Source organism: Caldovatus aquaticus (assembly GCF_019458025.1).
GTDB lineage: Bacteria > Pseudomonadota > Alphaproteobacteria > Acetobacterales > Acetobacteraceae > Caldovatus > Caldovatus aquaticus.
This window is the reverse complement of sequence record NZ_JAHZUY010000028.1, coordinates 24,937-43,763: the sequence shown is the minus strand read 5'-3', so window position 1 is coordinate 43,763 and position 18,827 is coordinate 24,937. Positions and strand designations below refer to the sequence as shown.

13 protein-coding genes and 1 tRNA gene are annotated in these 18,827 nt (G+C 73.5%); 4 read left to right on the top strand and 10 right to left on the bottom strand.

Features of this window, described 5'->3' with window-relative positions; genetic code table 11:
- Window positions 1-241 precede the first annotated feature (241 nt).
- From K1J50_RS11360 to carA, 9 genes are all read right to left on the bottom strand, one after another.
- On the bottom strand, window positions 242-775 hold the full coding sequence (locus K1J50_RS11360) for a GNAT family N-acetyltransferase (protein ID WP_369413579.1): 534 nt from the start codon (window positions 773-775) through the stop codon (window positions 242-244).
- Window positions 772-2,451 (bottom strand): energy-dependent translational throttle protein EttA, encoded by a 1,680-nt coding sequence (gene ettA, locus K1J50_RS11355; RefSeq protein WP_220117830.1) that lies wholly within the window; start codon window positions 2,449-2,451, stop codon window positions 772-774. The genes K1J50_RS11360 and ettA overlap by 4 nt, the downstream gene beginning before the upstream one ends.
- Window positions 2,452-2,556: 105 nt before the next feature.
- Window positions 2,557-2,629 (bottom strand) — tRNA-Ile (locus K1J50_RS11350).
- 276 nt (window positions 2,630-2,905) lie between these two features.
- The gene (locus K1J50_RS11345) at window positions 2,906-4,102 is read right to left on the bottom strand and encodes a threonine ammonia-lyase (protein ID WP_220117829.1); all 1,197 of its coding nucleotides are present in this window, start codon (window positions 4,100-4,102) and stop codon (window positions 2,906-2,908) included.
- A gap of 75 nt (window positions 4,103-4,177) precedes the next feature.
- Entirely contained in the window at window positions 4,178-4,651 is a 474-nt protein-coding gene (gene greA / locus K1J50_RS11340) for a transcription elongation factor GreA (RefSeq protein WP_220117824.1), read from the bottom strand.
- A gap of 145 nt (window positions 4,652-4,796) precedes the next feature.
- Window positions 4,797-8,042: a carbamoyl-phosphate synthase large subunit gene (gene carB, locus K1J50_RS11335; protein ID WP_220117823.1), complete on the bottom strand. Its 3,246-nt coding sequence runs from the start codon at window positions 8,040-8,042 to the stop codon at window positions 4,797-4,799.
- Window positions 8,043-8,129: 87 nt separating this feature from the next.
- A complete protein-coding gene (locus K1J50_RS11330) occupies window positions 8,130-8,762 on the bottom strand; it encodes a LysE family translocator (RefSeq protein WP_220117822.1) in 633 nt (210 codons plus the stop codon).
- A 1-nt stretch (window position 8,763) separates the two neighbouring features.
- Window positions 8,764-9,531 (bottom strand): SDR family NAD(P)-dependent oxidoreductase, encoded by a 768-nt coding sequence (locus tag K1J50_RS11325; protein WP_220117821.1) that lies wholly within the window; start codon window positions 9,529-9,531, stop codon window positions 8,764-8,766.
- A complete protein-coding gene (carA, locus tag K1J50_RS11320) occupies window positions 9,528-10,928 on the bottom strand; it encodes a glutamine-hydrolyzing carbamoyl-phosphate synthase small subunit (protein WP_220117820.1) in 1,401 nt (466 codons plus the stop codon). The genes K1J50_RS11325 and carA overlap by 4 nt, the downstream gene beginning before the upstream one ends.
- Before the next feature lie 155 nt (window positions 10,929-11,083).
- Between carA and K1J50_RS11315 the strand changes: the two genes are divergently transcribed.
- From K1J50_RS11315 to K1J50_RS11300, 4 genes are all read left to right on the top strand, one after another.
- A complete protein-coding gene (locus K1J50_RS11315) occupies window positions 11,084-11,542 on the top strand; it encodes a GatB/YqeY domain-containing protein (RefSeq protein ID WP_220117819.1) in 459 nt (152 codons plus the stop codon).
- 426 nt (window positions 11,543-11,968) lie between these two features.
- Window positions 11,969-13,810 carry a DNA primase gene (gene dnaG, locus K1J50_RS11310; protein ID WP_220117818.1) on the top strand — a complete coding sequence of 614 codons (1,842 nt, stop codon included), beginning with the start codon at window positions 11,969-11,971 and terminating at the stop codon, window positions 13,808-13,810.
- 75 nt (window positions 13,811-13,885) lie between these two features.
- Entirely contained in the window at window positions 13,886-15,865 is a 1,980-nt protein-coding gene (rpoD, locus tag K1J50_RS11305; RefSeq protein ID WP_220117817.1) for an RNA polymerase sigma factor RpoD, read from the top strand.
- Window positions 15,866-15,869: 4 nt separating this feature from the next.
- Window positions 15,870-16,451 carry a GNAT family N-acetyltransferase gene (locus K1J50_RS11300; RefSeq protein WP_220117816.1) on the top strand — a complete coding sequence of 194 codons (582 nt, stop codon included), beginning with the start codon at window positions 15,870-15,872 and terminating at the stop codon, window positions 16,449-16,451.
- Window positions 16,452-16,558: 107 nt separating this feature from the next.
- Here the strand turns inward: K1J50_RS11300 and K1J50_RS11295 are convergent, their stop codons facing one another.
- On the bottom strand, window positions 16,559-18,688 hold the full coding sequence (locus K1J50_RS11295; protein WP_220117815.1) for a sodium-translocating pyrophosphatase: 2,130 nt from the start codon (window positions 18,686-18,688) through the stop codon (window positions 16,559-16,561).
- Window positions 18,689-18,827 lie beyond the last annotated feature (139 nt).

The window sequence follows — 18,827 nt, the reverse complement described above, 5'->3', positions numbered from 1 at the left end:
ATGCTTCAATCGCCTCAAGCATTTCCGCCGCATCGCCACACGCTTCGACAAGCTCGCACGCAACTACCTCTCCACCGTCGCCCTCGCCGCCATCCGGCTGTGGACACGGTTTGAGTCCAGGACCTAGAGCGGAGCGCGGACGGCCGGGAACGGCCGGGAGCGGGAATCCGTCCGCCAGCCAACGCGCCGGAGCCGTGGCCGCGCGCCCGGCCGGGCGGAAGCGGCTCCGGTCCGCGCCCGCTCAGGCCACCGATTCGAACACCAGCATGCGGTGGCCCTGGTGCAGGAACTCCCCGCACTCGCGCATGCCGATGTCGGCGAGCACGGCGCGCGAGGCGCGGTTGGTCTCGCGCGCCACGGCGATGATGCGCCGCAGCCCCGCGCGGTGGCCGAAGGCGAGCGCCGCCCGCGCCGCTTCCCGCGCGAAGCCCTTGCCGCGGCACTCCGGCCACAGCGCGAAGCGCAGCGCCACGCCGCGCCCGTCCGGCCGCTCCATGAAGCCGCAGATGCCGAGGAAGGCGCCGCTCGCGCGCTCGAACACGCACCAGGTGCCGTAGCCGCGCACCTGCCAGAACTCCATGTCGTCCTCGAGCTCCTCGCGCGTGCGCTCGGGCGTGCGGGTGCCGTGAAGCATCCAGCCGAAGACCCGCTCGTCGGCCTTGAGGCGGATCAGGTCGGCGAGGTTCTCGGGGCCCGGCGGCAGCAGCATCAGCCGCTCGGTGCGCAGGATGCGCCCCGGGGTGGCGAGCGGGCCGAGCGGCGCGACGCTGCTCACCGCGTCAGCGGCTTGTACTTGATGCGGTGCGGCTGGTCGGCGGCGGCGCCGAGGCGGCGGCGCCGGTCCTCCTCGTAGGCCTGGTAGTTGCCCTGGAACCAGACCACCTGGCTGTCCCCCTCGAAGGCGAGGATGTGGGTGGCGACGCGGTCGAGGAACCAGCGGTCGTGGCTGACGATCACCGCGCAGCCGGCGAAGTCCATCAGCGCCTCCTCCAGCGCGCGCAGCGTGTCCACGTCGAGGTCGTTGGTCGGCTCGTCGAGCAGGATCACGTTGGCGCCCGACTTCAGCACCTTGGCGAGGTGCACGCGGTTGCGCTCGCCGCCCGAGAGCACGCCGACCTTCTTCTGCTGGTCCGGCCCCTTGAAGTTGAACGCCGCGACATAGGCGCGCGACTGCACCGTGCGCCGGCCGAGCTGGATCGTGTCCTGGCCGCCGGAGATCTCCTCCCACACCGTGTTGTCGTCGTTCAGCGTGTCGCGGCTCTGGTCCACGTAGCCGAGCACGACCGTCTCGCCGATGCGCAGGCTGCCCGCATCGGGCCGCTCCTGCCCGGTGATCATGCGGAACAGCGTCGTCTTGCCGGCGCCGTTCGGGCCGATCACGCCGACGATGCCGCCCGGGGGCAGCTTGAAGGAGAGGTCGTCGATCAGCAGCCGGTTGCCGTAGCCCTTGCGCAGGTGCTCGGCCTCGATCACCAGGCTGCCGAGCCGCGGTCCGGGCGGGATGACGATCTCCGCGGTCTCCGGCCCCTTCTCGTTGGCCTTGGCGAGCAGCTCCTCGTAGGCGCGGATGCGCGCCTGCGACTTCGCCTGGCGCGCGCGCGGGGAGGAGGCGATCCACTCCCGCTCCTCGGCCAGCGCGCGCTGGCGGGCGCTCTCCTCGCGCTCCTCCTGCTGCAGGCGCTTCCTCTTCTGCTCGAGCCAGGAGGAGTAGTTGCCCTGGTAGGGGATGCCCCGCCCGCGGTCGAGCTCCAGGATCCAGCCGGTGACGTTGTCGAGGAAGTAGCGGTCGTGGGTGACGACCAGCACCGCGCCGGGGTACTCGCGCAAGGTGCGCTCGAGCCAGGCGACGCTCTCGGCGTCGAGGTGGTTGGTCGGCTCGTCGAGCAGCAGCAGGTCCGGCTTCTCGAGCAGCAGGCGGCAGAGCGCGACGCGCCGCTTCTCGCCGCCCGAGAGGTGCGTCACCGGGCTGTCCGCCGGCGGGCAGCGCAGCGCGTCGAGCGCGATCTCGACCGTGCGCTCGAGCTCCCAGCCGTTGGCGGCGTCGATGCGCTCCTGCAGCTCGGCCTGCTCGGCGAGGAGGGCGTTCATCTCCTCCTCCGACATCGGCTCGGCGAACTTCGCGCTGATCTCGTTGAAGCGGGCGAGGTCGGCCTGCACCGAGGCGAAGGCGCCCATCACGTTCTCGCCGACCGTCAGGTTGGGGTCGAGCTGCGGCTCCTGCGGCAGGTAGCCGACGCGCGCGCCCTCCGCGGCCCACGCCTCGCCGCCGAAGTCCTTGTCGAGGCCCGCCATGATGCGCAGCAGCGTGGACTTGCCGGCGCCGTTCGGGCCGAGCACGCCGATCTTGGCGTCGGGGAAGAAGGAGAGGGTGATCCCTTTGAAGACCTCACGTCCGCCCGGATAGGCCTTGGTGAGGTTCTTCATCACGTAGACGTACTGGTAGGCGGCCATGATGCGGGGGACCTGACGGATCAAGGGGGGTGGGCCGCGTTCTACCGGCCCGCCCCGCGCGCGCAAGGCACCGCCCGCCGCGGGGCGGGGATGCCGGCGCGGCCCTGGGCCCGGCAGGACTCGAACCTGCAACCAAGCCGTTATGAGCGGCCCGCTCTGACCGTTGAGCTACGGGCCCGGCGTGCCGCCGCGGCTGCGCCGCCCCATGCATGGCGCGCGCGCCGCCCGCTGGCAAGGCGCCCCGGCCCCGCGCCGGCCCGCGGGGGCGGGACGGACCGCCTCCGCGCGCGGCCCCACCGCCTCCGGATCGCCGTCCTCCCCAGCCGATACCGCGGCGGGCGCGGCCCTCGCGCTCCGCGCCGGGCGCTCCGGGTACGGGCGCGCCGGCCCCCCGGCGGCCCGCCGCCTCTGCGAGGGGGCGTTGGGCCGGTTGCGGCCGGCCGCCGCCGGCCCGCTACCCGCGCCGCACCGCGTACTGCCCCGCCTCCAGCGCCGCGACGATGGCGTTGCCCTGGGCGGCGTCGCGCACCTCGATCATCAGCTCGAGCTCGGCCGACTGCACCGAGGGCGCGGCGAACAGGCGCTGGTGCGAGACCTCGATCACGTTGCCCCCCGCGGCGGCGACGCGCGCCGCGATGTCCGCCAGCACCCCCGGCCGGTCCGGGATGTCGAGGTGCAGGCGCAGCAGCCGCCCGTCGCGCAGCAGGTTGCGCAGCAGCACGTTGGCGAGGATGCGGGAATCGATGTTGCCGCCGCACACCGCCACGCCGACCGCCTTGCCGGCGAAGCGCTCGGGATGGGCGAGCACGGCGGCGAGGCCGGCGGCGCCGGCGCCCTCCGCCACCACCTTGGCCTCCTCGACCAGCATGGCGATCGCCTGCTCCACCGCGCGCTCAGGCACCACCAGGACCTCGGTGCCGAGGCGGCGGAGCATGGCGAGCGGCAGCTCGCCCACGTCGCGCACCGCGATGCCCTCGGCGATGGTCGGGCCGCCGACCTGGACCGGGCGGCCGGCGAGGCGCTGCGCCATCGCGGGATAGCCCTCGACCTCGACGCCGAGCACGGTCACGTCGGGGCGCAGCTCCGCCGCCGCGGCGGCGCAGCCGGCGACGAGCCCGCCGCCGCCGACCGGGATCGCCAGCGTCTCGATCTCCGGCGCGTCCTCCAGCATCTCGAGGGCGAGCGTGCCCTGGCCCGCGATCACCGCCGGATCGTCGTAGGGGTGGACGAAGGTGAGGCCCTCGCGCAGCGCGAGCTCGTGCGCGTGCGCCGCGGCCTCGGCCAGGGTCTCGCCGTGCAGCACGACGCGCGCGCCCCAGGCCTCGGTGCGGGTGACCTTGGTCGCGGGGGTGAAGCGCGGCATGACGATGGTCGCGGCGATGCCGAGCCGCTGGGCGTGGCGCGCCACCGCCTGGGCGTGGTTGCCGGCCGACATCGCGATCACGCCCGCCGCGCGCTCGCGCGCGCTCAGCAGCGCGAGGCGGTTGGCGGCGCCGCGCTCCTTGAAGGCCCCGGTGGCCTGGAGGTTGTCGAGCTTGAGGAAGACCCGGCAGCCGACGGCGCGCGAGAGGGTGCCGCACTCGACGGTCGGCGTGCGCCGAACGGCGCCGCGGATGCGCTCCGCGGCGGCGCGCAGCTCGGCGAGGCCGATCGGCGGCGGCGCTGGCGGCTCCGCCGGCGCGCCCAGGGCGAGGCCGCGATGCGGCACGGGCGGGGCCGCCGCGGCTCAGCCGAACCGGATGTCGGCGATCTCGTAGGCGCGCGGGCCGCCGGGCGCCGGCACCTCGACGGACTCGCCCACGCGGCGGCCGATCAGCGCCTTGGCCAGCGGCGAGGTGATGGAGATCGAGCCCTCCTTCATGTCGGCCTCGTAGGCGCCGACGATGCGGTAGGTCTTCTGCTCCTCCGTCTCCTCGTCGATCAGCGTCACCCGCGCGCCGAACTTCACCTGGTCGCCGGAGAGGCGCGAGACGTCGATCACCTCGGCCGCGGCGACGATGCCCTCGAGCTCGGCGATGCGGCCCTCGATGAAGGACTGGCGCTCGCGCGCGGCATGGTACTCCGCGTTCTCGGAGAGGTCGCCGTGCGAGCGGGCCTCCGCGATCGCGCGGATGATCGCGGGGCGCGCCTCGGACTTGAGCTGCTTCAGCTCCTCCTCGAGGCGCGCGAGGCCTTCCGCGGTCATGGGGATCTTCTGCACGACGCTACGCCCTTCCCTGGAACCCGTGATCGGCCCCGCCGGCGCTGGCGCCCGTTCCTGTCAGCGTCTCGTCCGGCGGGGGATGGCGCGGACAGGACGACGATCGCCGCCCGGACCCTGCCGTCGGCCGCCTCGTCCGATCCGCTCAGAACTTGCGGGAAAAATAGGCCTGAAGCGGCGCCACATCAAGGGTCCCGGCCCGGAGGGCGGCGATCGCGTGCACCGCCGCCCGGGCCCCGGCGATGGTGGTGTAGTGGGGGATGCCGTGGGTCAGCGCGCCGCGGCGGATGTCGAAGCTGTCCGCCACGCTCTGCCCGCCCATGGTGGTGTTGATGACCAGCTGGACCTCGCCCGAGCGGATCGCGTCCACGCAGTGCGGCCGCCCCTCCAGCACCTTGTTGACGACGGTGCAGGGCAGCCCGGCCTCGCGGATGCGCGCCGCCGTCCCGCGCGTCGCGAGCAGGCGGAAGCCCATCTCGTGCAGGCGCCGGGCGAGCGAGACGGCGGCGGCCTTGTCGCTGTCCCTGACCGAGAGGAAGGCGGTGCCGGCGAGCGGCAGCCGCACCCCGGCGCCGAGCTGGGACTTGGCGAAGGCCCGCTCGAAGGAGTGGTCGAGGCCCATCACCTCGCCGGTGGACTTCATCTCGGGGCCGAGGATGACGTCCACGTTGGGGAAGCGGTTGAAGGGGAAGACCGCCTCCTTCACCGCGACATGCGGGGCGATGGCGGCGTCGTCGAGGTCGAACTCGCGCAGCAGCGCGCCGGCCATGACGCGGGCGCCGATCTTGGCGACCGGCACGCCCGTCGCCTTGGCGACGAAGGGGACGGTGCGCGAGGCGCGGGGGTTGACCTCGAGGACGTAGATCTCGCCGTCCTTGACGGCGTACTGCACGTTCATCAGGCCCTGCACCTTGAGCGCCCTGGCCAGCGCCTCGGTCTCCGCCTTGAGCTCGGTGACGACGGCGGGCGGCAGCGAGTAGGGCGGCAGCGAGCAGGCGGAATCGCCGGAATGGATGCCGGCCTCCTCGATGTGCTCCATCACCCCCGCGACATAGACCTCGCCCGCCGCGTCGGCGATGCAGTCCACGTCCACCTCGATCGCGTCGGCGAGGTACTGGTCGATGAGGATCGGGTTCTCTCCGGAGACGCGCACCGCCTCCTGCCCGAAGCGCAGGAGCTGGGCGCGGTCGTGCGCGATCTCCATCGCCCGGCCGCCGAGCACGTAGGAGGGGCGGACGACCACCGGATAGCCGATGCGCTCGGCCTCGGCGCACGCCTCCTCCAGCGTGCGCGCGGTGCCGTTCTGCGGCTGCTTGAGGCCGAGCGACTTCAGCAGTTGCTGGAACCGCTCGCGGTCCTCGGCGATGTCGATCGCCTCCGCCGAGGTGCCGAGGATCGGGATCCCCGCCTTGTGCAGCGCCTGGGAGAGCTTGAGCGGCGTCTGCCCGCCGTACTGCACGATGCAGCCGAGCAGCTCGCCCCTCTCCTGCTCCTTGCGGATGAGGGAGATCACGTCCTCGGCGGTCAGCGGCTCGAAGTAGAGGCGGTCGGAGGTGTCGTAGTCGGTCGAGACCGTCTCCGGGTTGCAGTTGACCATGACGGTCTCGATGCCGGCCTCGCGCAGCGCGTAGGCGGCGTGGACGCAGCAGTAGTCGAACTCGATGCCCTGGCCGATGCGGTTCGGACCGCCGCCGAGGATGACGACCTTCCTCCGGTCGGAGGGGCGCGCCTCGCACTCCGGTGCGCCGAAGCCGCCTTCGTAGGTCGAGTACATGTAGGCGGTGGCGGAGGCGAACTCCGCGGCGCAGGTGTCGATGCGCTTGAACACCGGGGTGACGCCGAGCGCGAGGCGGCGCGCCGCGACCTCGGCCTCGGTCGTGCCGGCGAGGGCGGCGAGGCGGCGGTCGGAGAAGCCCATCGCCTTGAGGCGGCGCAGGCCGGCCGCGTCGCGCGGCAGGCCGTGGGCGCGGACCTCCCGCTCGGCCTGCACGATCTTCTCGATCTCGCGCAGGAACCACGGATCGTAGCGGCACGCCTCGTGGATCTCCGCGACGGAGACGCCGGCGCGCAGCGCCTGCGCGGCCATCAGCACGCGGTCCGGCTTGGGCGTCGCCAGCGCGGCGTGGAAGGCCTGGGCGCTGCCGTCGCCCGGCGGCTCGACCTCGTCGAGGCCGGAGAGGCCGGTCTCCAGGCTGCGCAGCCCCTTCTGCAGCGCCTCGGCGAAGCTGCGGCCGATCGCCATCGCCTCGCCGACGCTCTTCATCGAGGTGGTGAGGACGGGCGGCGTGCCGGGGAACTTCTCGAAGGTGAAGCGCGGGATCTTCACCACCACGTAGTCGATCGTCGGCTCGAAGCTCGCCGGCGTCACGCGCGTGATGTCGTTCCGGAGCTCGTCGAGCGTGTAGCCGACGGCGAGCTTGGCCGCGACCTTGGCGATCGGGAAGCCGGTGGCCTTGGAGGCGAGGGCGCTGCTGCGGCTGACGCGCGGGTTCATCTCGATGATGACCATGCGCCCGTCGGCCGGGTTGACCGCGAACTGGACGTTGGAGCCGCCGGTGTCCACCCCGATCTCGCGCAGGCAGGCGATCGAGGCGTCGCGCATGCGCTGGTATTCCTTGTCGGTCAGCGTCAGCGCCGGGGCGACGGTGACGGAATCGCCCGTGTGCACGCCCATCGGGTCGAGGTTCTCGATCGAGCAGACGATGATGCAGTTGTCCGCGCGGTCGCGGACCACCTCCATCTCGAACTCCTTCCACCCGAGCACGCTCTCCTCGACCAGCACCTCGGTGGTCATCGAGGCGGCGAGGCCGGCGGTGACGATCTGCTCGAACTCCTCGCGGTTGTAGGCGATGCCGCCGCCGGTGCCGCCGAGGGTGAAGGAGGGGCGGATGACGCAGGGCAGCTTCACCTGCTCCAGCGCCTCCCACGCCTCCGCCATGCTGTGGGCGATGGCGCTCCTCGGGCTCTCGATGCCGATCCGCGCCATCGCGTCGCGGAACTTCTGGCGGTCCTCGGCCTTCTCGATCACCTCGGCGCGGGCGCCGATCAGCTCGCAGCCGTACCTCTCCAGCGCGCCGGAGGCGGCGAGCTTCATCGCCGTGTTCAGTGCCGTCTGCCCGCCCATGGTGGGGAGCAGCGCGTCGGGGCGCTCCTTGGCGATGATCTTCTCGACGATCTCGGGCGTGATCGGCTCGATGTAGGTGGCGTCGGCGAGCCCCGGGTCGGTCATGATCGTCGCCGGGTTGGAGTTCACCAGGATCACCCGGTAGCCCTCCTCCTTCAGCGCCTTGCAGGCCTGGGCGCCGGAATAGTCGAACTCGCAGGCCTGGCCGATGACGATCGGGCCGGCGCCGATGATGAGGATGGAGGCGATGTCGGTGCGCTTCGGCATGGGGGCGGACTCAGCGGAACGGGGAACGGGGCGGACAGGGGCGGACGGCGCCGCCCGGGGCGGCGCGGCGCGGCGGGGGGCGGGCGGTCATCGCCGCGTCTCGGTGGCGAGCTTCGCCGCGAGCAGCGCCAGCGCGCCGCCCAGCACCCAGCGCTGCGCCGCCATCCAGGCCGGCCGCCCGGCGAGGAAGCGCGCCACGGAGCCGGCGCCGAGCACGAGCGCGGCGTCGAAGGCGATCGCGATGGCGATCTGCACCGCGCCGAGCGCCGCACCCTGGAGGAACACGGCGCCGCGCGCCGGGTCGAGGAAGGGCGGCAGCACTGCCATGTAGAACAGCGCCACCTTCGGGTTCAGCGCCGCGGTGGCGAAGCCGAGGCCGAACAGCCGCGCCGCGCCCTCGCGCGGCAGGGCGCGCGGGGCGAAGACCGGCGCCGCGCCGGGGCGCAGGCACTGCCAGGCGAGGTAGCCGAGATAGGCCGCGCCGCCGAGCCGCAGCGCGTCCCACGCGTAGGGAATGGCGAGCAGCGCCGCGGTGATGCCGGCGGCGGCGAGCAGCATGATCACCAGGCTGCCGCACTGGCAGCCGAGCAGCGAGATCACCCCCGCCCGCGTCCCCTGCGCCAGCGTGCGCGAGACGAGGTAGAGCATGTTCGGCCCGGGCGTCAGCGCCAGGCCGAGCGAGAGCGCGGCGAAGACGAGGAGGGTTTCGGCCGCGGGCATCTCACCCCTGCACCGAGAACCCGCCGTCCACCGGGATCGCCGTGCCGGTGACGAAGGCCGCCGCGTCGGAGGCGAGGAACGCGGCGATCCCCTCGAAATCCCGCGGGTCGCCCCAGCGCCCCATCGGCGTGCGCGCCAGCACGTTGGCGTTCAGCGCCGGCATGTCCTCGCGCGCCTTGCGCGTCAGCTCGGTGTCGATCCAGCCCGGCAGCAGCGCGTTCACCGTGATCCCGTCCGGCGCCCACGCCACCGCCAGGGAGCGCGTCATCTGCACGATCCCGCCCTTGGAGGCGCCGTAGGCGATGTGGAAGGGCAGGCCGAAGATCGAGAGCATCGAGCCGATGTTGATCACCCGCCCGTGCCCGCCGGCCTTGAGGTGCGGATAGGCCGCCCGCGCCGCCAGCATGGCGCTGGTGAGGTTGGTGTCGAGCACGGTGCGCCAGTCCTCGAGGCGGTACTCCTCCGGCCGGCGGCGGATGTTGGTGCCGGCGTTGTTCACCAGGATGTCGAGCCGCCCGAGGCGCTCCACCGTGCGCGCCACCATCGCCGCGACCGAGTCCGGGTCGGTGACGTCCGCCTCTACCGCCTCCGCCCGCGCGCCGAGGGCGGAGAGCTCCGCCACCGCCGCCGCGTTCTTCGCCGCATTCCGCCCCGCCACCATCACCGCCGCGCCGCAGCGCGCCATCCCGCGCGCAAGCCCGAGGCCGATCCCGCCGTTGCCGCCGGTGACGAGCGCCACGCGCCCGCCGAGGTCGAACATCCCGCTCATGCCCTGGCGCCCCCTCCCTTGTGCCTCTCGATCAGCGCGACGAAGCGGTGGAACAGGTGGTGGCTGTCGCTCGGCCCCGGGCTCGCCTCCGGATGGTACTGCACCGAGAAGGCCGGGCGGTCGGCGCAGGCGATGCCCTCGTTGGAGCCGTCGAACAGCGAGACGTGGGTGGGGCGGACCTGCGGCGGCAGGGTCGCCTCGTCCACCGCGAAGCCGTGGTTCTGGCTGGTGATCTCGACCTTTCCGGTGGCCAGGTCCTTCACGGGCTGGTTCGCGCCGCGGTGGCCGCGCGCCATCTTGTAGGTGCGCGCGCCGAGGGCGAGGGCGAGCAGCTGGTGGCCGAGGCAGATGCCGAACAGCGGCACGCCGCGCTCCAGCACGCCGCGGATCGCGGGCACGGCGTATTCCGCCGTCGCCGCCGGGTCGCCGGGGCCGTTGGAGAGGAACACGCCGTCCGGGGCGTGGCGCAGGATCTCTTCCGCGGTCGCGGTGGCGGGCACCACGATCACCTCGCAGCCGGCGGAGGCGAGGCAGCGCAGGATGTTGCGCTTCGCCCCGTAGTCCACCGCCACCACCCGGTGGCGCGGCGCGGTCTGGCGGCCGTAGCCGCGCGGCCAGACCCATTCCGTCTCGTCCCAGCGGTAGGACTGCCGGCAGGAGACCTCGCGCGCCAGGTCCATCCCCTCGAGGCCCGACCACGCCCGCGCCTCCCGCCGCAGCGCGGCGAGGTCGAAGCGCCCGTCGGCCGGGAAGCACAGCACGCCGTTCGGCGCGCCGCCGTCGCGGATGCGCGCGGTGAGCGCCCGCGTGTCCACGCCGGCGATGCCCGGCACGCCGTGGCTCTTCAGCCACTGGTCGAGGCGCCAGGTGGCGCGCCAGTTGGACGGCTCGGTGATGTCCTGCTTCACCACGAGGCCGCGCGCGGCCGGGGTCGTCGCCTCGATGTCCTCCGCATTGGCGCCGACATTGCCGATGTGGGGGAAAGTGAAGGTGATGATCTGCCCGGCGTAGGAGGGATCGGTCAGCGTCTCCTGGTAGCCGGTCATGCCGGTGTTGAAGCAGACCTCGCCCACCCGCGTCCCGTGCGCGCCGAAGCCCCGGCCCCAGAGCACCGTGCCGTCGCCGAGGACGAGGGCGGCGGTCGCGCCCTCCGGCGGCGCGGCGCTGTCGGGCGTCTCGGGCATCGCGGGGGTCTCCGGGCGGGGGGCGAGGGGGGCGGGGGCGCCGGGCAGCTCGGCGAGCGGGAGGCCGGTGGCGGCGAGCACCGCCGGCCAGTGCTTGGCCGGGATGGCGCGCGCCTGGCGCCATTTGCGCACGGCCTCGACGCCGACGCCACAGCGCGCGGCGGCGGCCTCCGGCCCGCCCATCAGGGCGAGGATCTCTTCGACGGAGCGCATGGCCCCCTCATGCCGGAAAAAACTTCCCGTGGCAACGGAGAGCGAGCGCGGGGCGGGAAGTTTTTTCCAAGGCGCGCGGCCGGGCCCGGCGCCCCGCCTGCCGCCGCCGCGCCGGCCGCGCTATACCCCGGCCTCCCACGCCCGAGGAGCCGCCGATGGACCTGCGCACCCGCTTCACCGAGGAGCTGAAGGCCGCGATGAAGGCCGGCGACGCCGCGCGCACCTCGACCCTGCGGATGATCCTCGCCCGGCTCAAGGAGGCCGACATCGCCGCCCGTCCCTCCGGCGTGGACAAGGTGCCGGAGGAGCAGATCGTCGCCATGCTGCGCGGCATGGTGAAGTCCCGCCGCGAGAGCGCCGAGCTCTATCGCCGGGGCGGCCGCCAGGACCTGGCGGAGAAGGAGGAGGCCGAGATCCGCATCATCGAGTCCTTCCTGCCGCAGCAGATGGACGAGGCGGCGATGCGCGCCGCCATCGAGCAGGCGGTGGCCGAGACCGGCGCCGCCGGCCCCAGGGACATGGGCAAGGTGATGGCCGCGCTGCGGGCGAAGCACGGCGCCACGCTCGATCTCGCCAAGGCCGGCCCGCTGGTGAAGGCGCGGCTCGGCGGCTAGCGCGGAGCGCGCTCGGCCGGGAACGGTCGGGATCGTGAATCCGCGCGGCAGACACGGCGCCAGAGCGGTTGCCGCGAGCACGGGCGCGCGGGAACGGCTTCCGCGTCGTCGCCGCCCGGCAGTGCGCGCAAAGGGCGCCGGCGCGCTGGCGCCGGGCGGATCCACGCTCGCGGCCGTTGCAGCCGTCCTCGATCCGCTCGCGCCGCCCCCCTCCCCGCCGCGCGCGCCGGCTGCGGGGGAAGGGGAGGCCGCGCCGCGCGCCGCACCGGCGGTCCCGATCCGGCCGCCCCGGCGCCTCCGGCCCGCCGGGCCGAATCCCGGCGCCGTGCCGGATGCTCCGCGCCGGCACCGTCCCGCCCGGCGGCCGCCGCGGGCGATCCGCCGCCGGATCGTGCCCGGATCGTGCTAGGATCGCGTGCCCGCGCCATGGCCCTGCCCTCCGCCTTCCTCGACGAGCTGCGCGCCCGCACCCCGCTCGCCGCGCTGATCGGGCGCAAGGTGCGGCTCGCCCGCGCCGGGGGGCGCCAGTGGAAGGGCTGCTGCCCCTTCCATCAGGAGAAGACCCCGTCCTTCTACGTCTACGAGGACCACTTCCACTGCTTCGGCTGCGGCGCGCACGGCGATGCCATCGCCTTCCTCATGCGCGCCGAGGGCGCCTCCTTCCCCGAGGCGGTGGAGCGGCTGGCGGCGGAGGCCGGGCTCGAGGTGCCGAAGCCGAGCGCGGCCGCCGCCGAGCGCGAGCGCGAGGCGCGCGACCTCCACGCCGTCCTCGCCGCCGCCGCCGCCGCCTTCGCGCGCCGGCTGCGCCTGCCCGAGGGCCAGCCCGCCCTCGACTACCTGCGGCGCCGCGGCCTGAGCGAGGAGACCATCGCCCGCTTCGGCCTCGGCTGGTCCGGCGCCGGGCGCGGCGCGCTCGCCGCCGACCTCCGGGCGGAGGGGATCGCGCCCGAGCAGCTCGTCGCGGCGGGGCTCCTGAAGCCGCGCGAGGACGAGGGCGGCTTCGCCGACTTCTTCTTCCACCGGGTGATGTTCCCGATCCGCGACCGGCGCGGCCGCGTGATCGGCTTCGGCGGGCGCCTGCTCGGCGACGGCCAGCCGAAATACGTCAACAGCCCGGAGACGGCGCTGTTCCGGAAGCGCCGCGCGCTCTACGGCCTCGACCTCGCGCGCGAGGCGGCATTCCGCGGCGCCGCGGTGGTCGTGGTCGAGGGCTACATGGACGTGATCGCGCTGCACCAGGCGGGCTTCGCCGGCGCGGTGGCCCCTCTCGGCACGGCGCTGACGGAGGAGCAGCTCGAGGAACTCTGGCGCCTCACGCCCGAGCCGGTGCTCTGCTTCGACGGCGACGCCGCCGGCGCGCGCGCGGCGGAGCGCGCGGCCATGGCCGCCCTGCCGCTGCTCGCGCCGGAGCGGACGCTGCGCATCGCGACCCTGCCCGCCGGCGAGGACCCCGACACGCTGCTGGCGAAGCAGGGGCCGCAGGCGTTCCAGGCGGTGCTGGACGCGGCGCGCCCGCTCGCGGAGGCGCTGTTCACGATCCTTGCCGGCCGGCGGCTGCCGGAGGCGCCGGAGCAGCGCGCGGCGCTGCGCCACCGCCTGGTGGCCGCGGCCGGGGCCATCCGCGATCGGGCGCTGGCGGCCGAATACCGGCGCGCGCTGCTCGACCGCTTCTTCGCCGCCGCGCGGCGCCCGGCCGGCGCACCGCGCCTCCGCGGCGCGCCGGCCGCGCCGCCGCCGCGCCTGCCGCGCCCGCCCGTGGACCCGCCCGCGGTGCGGCGGGAACGCGCGCGCATCCTGCTCGCCATCACGCTGCGCCATCCCTGGCTGCTCGCGGAGGTCGAGGAGCCGCTCGCCGCGCTCGATCTGCCGCAGGGCGCGGCGACACGGCTTCGCGATGCGATCCTCGCCTGCCACGCCGCGGCCTCGCGGGCCGGGGCGGGTGCGCTTGACTCGGCTGGTCTGATGTCCCAACTCGCCTCGGCGGGCGTGGCGGACGCGCTGGCCTGGGCCCTCGAAGGCACGGGCCTCCCGGCGGCCGCGATGGCCGATGCTCAGCCGGCAGAGGCGCTGGACGCGTGGTGGCACTTCTTCGGCTATCTCCGGGGGGAGGCCGATCTGGCCGAGGACCGGCGCGAGGCGGAGCGGGCGCTGGTCGAGACCAACGACCCGGCGGCACAGCGGCGCCTGATCCGCCTCACCGAGGCGCTGGCCGCGCTGCGGCGCGGCGATGGCACCTCCGGGCGGGACGGGTTCGCGGGGGACCCATAACGTAGCGGATCACCGTGGCGCGCCCGGCTCGCACACCCGGGGCGCGCCGCGTCCGATGGAGCGGGGTAGCGCAGGATGGCGAGCACCAAGCTGGGGGGCGGCGGCGAGACGGTGGACGGCCGCGAGGACGCGGTGGAGGGCGTCCTTCTCGACATGCTGACCGCCTCGGTCAAGAAGCTCATCACCCGGGGCAAGGAGCGCGGCTACGTCACCTATGACGAGCTCAACGCCGCGCTGCCCTCCGAGCAGGTGTCCTCCGAGCTGATCGAGGACACCATGGCCCAGCTCAACGAGATGGGCATCAACGTCGTCGAGAGCGAGGAGAGCGAGGACATCGAGGGGCCCGCCGCGGCGCGGCCCGTCGCCCGGGCGGCCGCCGGCGAGGGCGAGGAGGAGGAGGAGTCGGGCGGCAACGTGGACGAGGAGAGCCTCGGCCGCACCGACGACCCCGTGCGCATGTACCTGCGCGAGATGGGCTCGGTCGAGCTGCTCTCGCGCGAGGGCGAGATCGCGATCGCCAAGCGCATCGAGGCGGGTCGCGACATGATGATCGGGGGCCTGTGCGAGAGCCCCCTCACCTTCCAGGCGATCGTGCGCTGGCACGAGGCGGTCAAGGAAGGAAAGATGCTGCTGCGCGACGTCATCGACCTCGAGGCCACGGCCAATGCCGAGAGCGCCGAGGCGGCGGTGGCCGGCGGCGGGACCGCCGCGGCCGCGGGCGGCAACGGCGCCGCGGCCGCCCGGGCCGAGGCGGAGGAGGAGGCCGAGGACGAGGACGCCGAGGGGATCGGCCTCTCGCTCTCCGCCCTCGAGGAGAAGCTCAAGCCCGAGGCGCTCGCCGCCTTCGAGGCGATCGAGACCGCCTATTCGCGCCTGCAGAAGCTCGCCAGCCGCCGCATGGAGGCCTACGCCTCCGGGGAGGAGTTCGCCGGCCGCAGCGAGAAGGCCTACGACAGGCAGCGCCAGGAGCTGGTCGCGCTGGTCGAGAAGGTCCATCTCCACAACAACCGGATCGAGGAGCTGGTCGACCAGCTCAAGGGCCTCAATCGCCGCCTCACCAGCCTCGAGGGCCAGGTGCTCCGCCTCGCGGAGGCGAGCAAGATCAAGCGCGAGGAGTTCCTCGAGCAGTGGCGCGGCCGCGAGCTCGACCCGGGCTGGTTCGACAGCGTCGCGAAGCTCGGCAAGCACTGGCGGGCCTTCGCCGCCAGGTCGCGCGACGAGGTCGAGGCGATCCGCGCTAGGATCGCCGAGGTCGCCAACGAGGCCGGCCTGCCGATCGGCGAGTTCAAGCGCGTCTTCGCCACGGTCAGCCGCGGCGAGCGCGACATGACCCAGGCGAAGAAGGAGATGATCGAGGCCAACCTGCGCCTCGTCATCTCCATCGCCAAGAAGTACACCAACCGCGGCCTGCAGTTCCTGGACCTGATCCAGGAGGGCAACATCGGCCTGATGAAGGCGGTGGACAAGTTCGAGTACCGCCGCGGCTACAAGTTCTCGACCTACGCCACCTGGTGGATCCGCCAGGCGATCACGCGCTCGATCGCCGACCAGGCGCGCACCATCCGCATCCCCGTGCACATGATCGAGACGATCAACAAGCTGGTGCGCACCTCGCGCCAGATGCTGCACGAGATCGGGCGGGAGCCGACGCCGGAGGAGCTCGCCGAGAAGCTCGGCATGCCGCTCGAGAAGGTGCGCAAGGTGCTGAAGATCGCCAAGGAGCCGATCAGCCTCGAGACGCCGATCGGCGACGAGGAGGACAGCCATCTCGGCGACTTCATCGAGGACAAGAACGCGGTCATCCCGCTCGAGGCCGCGATCCAGTCCAACCTGCGCGAGGCGACGACGCGGGTGCTCGCCTCGCTGACGCCGCGCGAGGAGCGCGTGCTGCGCATGCGCTTCGGCATCGGCATGAACACCGACCACACGCTGGAGGAGGTCGGCCAGCAGTTCAACGTCACGCGCGAGCGCATCCGCCAGATCGAGGCCAAGGCGCTCCGCAAGCTCAAGCACCCCTCGCGCTCGCGCAAGCTGCGCTCCTTCCTGGACAACTGACGCCATGTCCGCGGCGGAGGCGAGGGAGGCGACCGTCACCGCCGCCGTGGACGTGACCTTCCTGCGCATGGACGCGCCGCCCGAGGGGCCGGGGCGGCCGCTGCCGCGCGGCGCGCAGGTGGTGCGCGTGCAGCCGCGCTGCACGGTGCCCTTCTACCGCTTCCTCTACAACACGGTCGGGCAGGACTATCTCTGGTGGCTGCGGCGGGCGGCGCCGGACGCCGAGATCGCGGCCATCCTCGCCCATCCGGGCGTCACGGTGCACGTGCTCTACCTCGGCGGGCAGCCGGCCGGGTTCTACGAGCTCGACCGCCGCGCGCCGCACGCGACCAACCTCAGCTATTTCGGGCTGATGCCGTTCGCCATCGGCAGGCGGCTCGGCACCCCCTTCCTCCGCCACGCGGTGGATACCGCCTGGGCGGAGAAGCCGCGGGCGCTGACGGTCAACACCTGCACCGCCGACCACCCGCGGGCGCTGCCGGGCTACCTCGCGGCCGGGTTCCGCGTGCTGCGCACGGTGCGCGAGCTGTGGCCGATCCCGGTGCGGCTCGGGCTGCACGTGCCCGACCGCCTAAGGGCCGGCTGAGGGGGCCCCGGCGCGCCGGCGACGGCCGGACAAGGAAAACCCCTCCCTCGCGGCCGCGAGGGAGGGGCCCGGGACGGGACGCGGCGCGCCGGCCGCGTCGGCGCCGTTCAGTGCCCGCCGGCCGCGAGCACCGCGAGCAGCAGCAGGGCGACGATGTTGGTGATCTTGATCATCGGGTTCACCGCCGGCCCCGCCGTGTCCTTGTACGGGTCGCCGACCGTGTCGCCGGTCACCGCGGCCTTGTGGGCCTCCGAGCCCTTGCCGCCGTAGTGCCCGTCCTCGATGTACTTCTTCGCGTTGTCCCAGGCGCCGCCGCCCGTGGTCATGCTGACCGCGACGAAGAAGCCGGTGACGATCACGCCGAGCAGGATCGCGCCGAGCGCAGAGAAGGCCGCGGCCTTGCCCGCGATCCACAGCACCACCAGGAAGGCCACGATCGGCCCCAGCACCGGCAGCAGGCTGGGGACGATCATCTCGCGGATCGCCGCCCTGGTCAGCATGTCCACCGCGCGGCCGTAGTCCGGCCGGTCGGTGCCCTGCATGATCCCCGGCTTCTCGCGGAACTGCCGGCGCACCTCCTCGACCACGCTCTGCGCCGCGCGGCCGACCGCGGTCATCGAGATGCCGCCGAACAGGTAGGGCAGCAGCCCGCCGAACAGCAGGCCGACCACGACGTAGGGGTCGGAGAGCGAGAAGGTGATCGGCCCGACGTCGCGGAAGTACGGGAAGCGGTCCGGGTTCGCCGCGAAGTAGCTGAGGTCCTGCGTGTAGGCCGCGAACAGCACCAGCGCGCCGAGGCCCGCCGAGCCGATCGCGTAGCCCTTGGTGATCGCCTTGGTGGTGTTGCCGACCGCATCCAGCGCGTCGGTGGCGTGGCGCACCTCCTTCGGCAGCCCCGCCATCTCGGCGATGCCGCCGGCGTTGTCGGTGACCGGCCCGAAGGCGTCGAGCGCGACCACCATGCCGGCGAGGGAGAGCATCGTCGTCACCGCCACGGCGATGCCGTAGAGGCCGGCCAGGTTGTAGGCGATCAGCACGCCGGCGATGACGATCAGCGCCGGGAGCGCGGTCGCCTCCATCGAGACGGCGAGGCCGCGGATCACGTTGGTGCCGTGCCCGGTCTGCGAGGCCTCCGCGATCGCCCGCACCGGCCGGAAGTCGGTGCCGGTGTAGTACTCGGTCACCCAGATGATGAGGCCGGTCACCGCGAGGCCGACCACCCCGCAGAGGAACAGCGCGAAGGGCCCGAAGCTGAAGCCGCCCGCGGTGATAGGGCCGGAGCCGAACACCAGGTAGGTGAGCGGCAGCAGCGCGACCAGCGAGAGCACCCCGGTGACGATGAAGCCGCGGTACATCGCCCCCATGATCGAGTTGTTCGCCGGCAGCTTCACGAAGAAGGTGCCGACGATGGAGGTCACCACGCAGACCGCGCCGATCGCCAGCGGGAACAGCATGCCGGCCCAGCGCAGGCTGTCCTCGGCGAAGGCGATCGCCGCCAGCACCATGGTCGCGACCGTCGTGACCGCGTAGGTCTCGAACAGGTCGGCGGCCATGCCGGCGCAGTCGCCGACGTTGTCGCCGACGTTGTCGGCGATGGTCGCCGGGTTGCGGGGATCGTCCTCGGGGATGCCGGCCTCGACCTTGCCGACCATGTCGCCGCCGACGTCGGCGCCCTTGGTGAAGATGCCGCCGCCCAGGCGGGCGAAGATCGAGATCAGCGAGCCGCCGAAGCCGAGCGCCACCAGGGCGTCGATCACGGTGCGGCTGGTCGCCGGATAGCCGAGCAGCGTGCTGAGCACGAAGAAGTAGATCGCGACGCCGAGCAGGGCGAGGCCGGCCACCAGCATGCCGGTCACCGCCCCCGCCTTGAAGGCGACGTCGAGCCCCGCGGCCAGCGACTGCATCGCCGCCTGCGCGGTGCGGACGTTGGCGCGCACGGAGACGTTCATGCCGATGAACCCGGCCGCGCCCGAGAGCACGGCGCCGATCAGGAAGCCGAGCGCGACCCAGAAGCCGAGCAGCACCCAGACGACGACGAACAGCGCCAGGCCGACGGCGCCGATCGTGGTGTACTGGCGCTTGAGGTAGGCGGAGGCGCCCTCCTGGATGGCGCGCGCGATCTCCTGCATCCGTGGGGAGCCGGCGTCGCGCGCCATGACGTCCTTCACGGTCAGGTAGCCATAGACGATGGACAGCGCTCCCAGCGCGATGACCAGGAGCAGGGCGATGGTCTGCAAGACCGGTACTCCCTCGGTGTTCCGTGTGGGGCGGGCACGGCGGGGAGGGGCGCCCCGCCCCGGGCGGCCCCCATCGGGCGGCCCCGTATAAGCAGGGCGCGGCGGAGGCGCAACGGCGGGCCGGTGGGGCGGGGCGCGG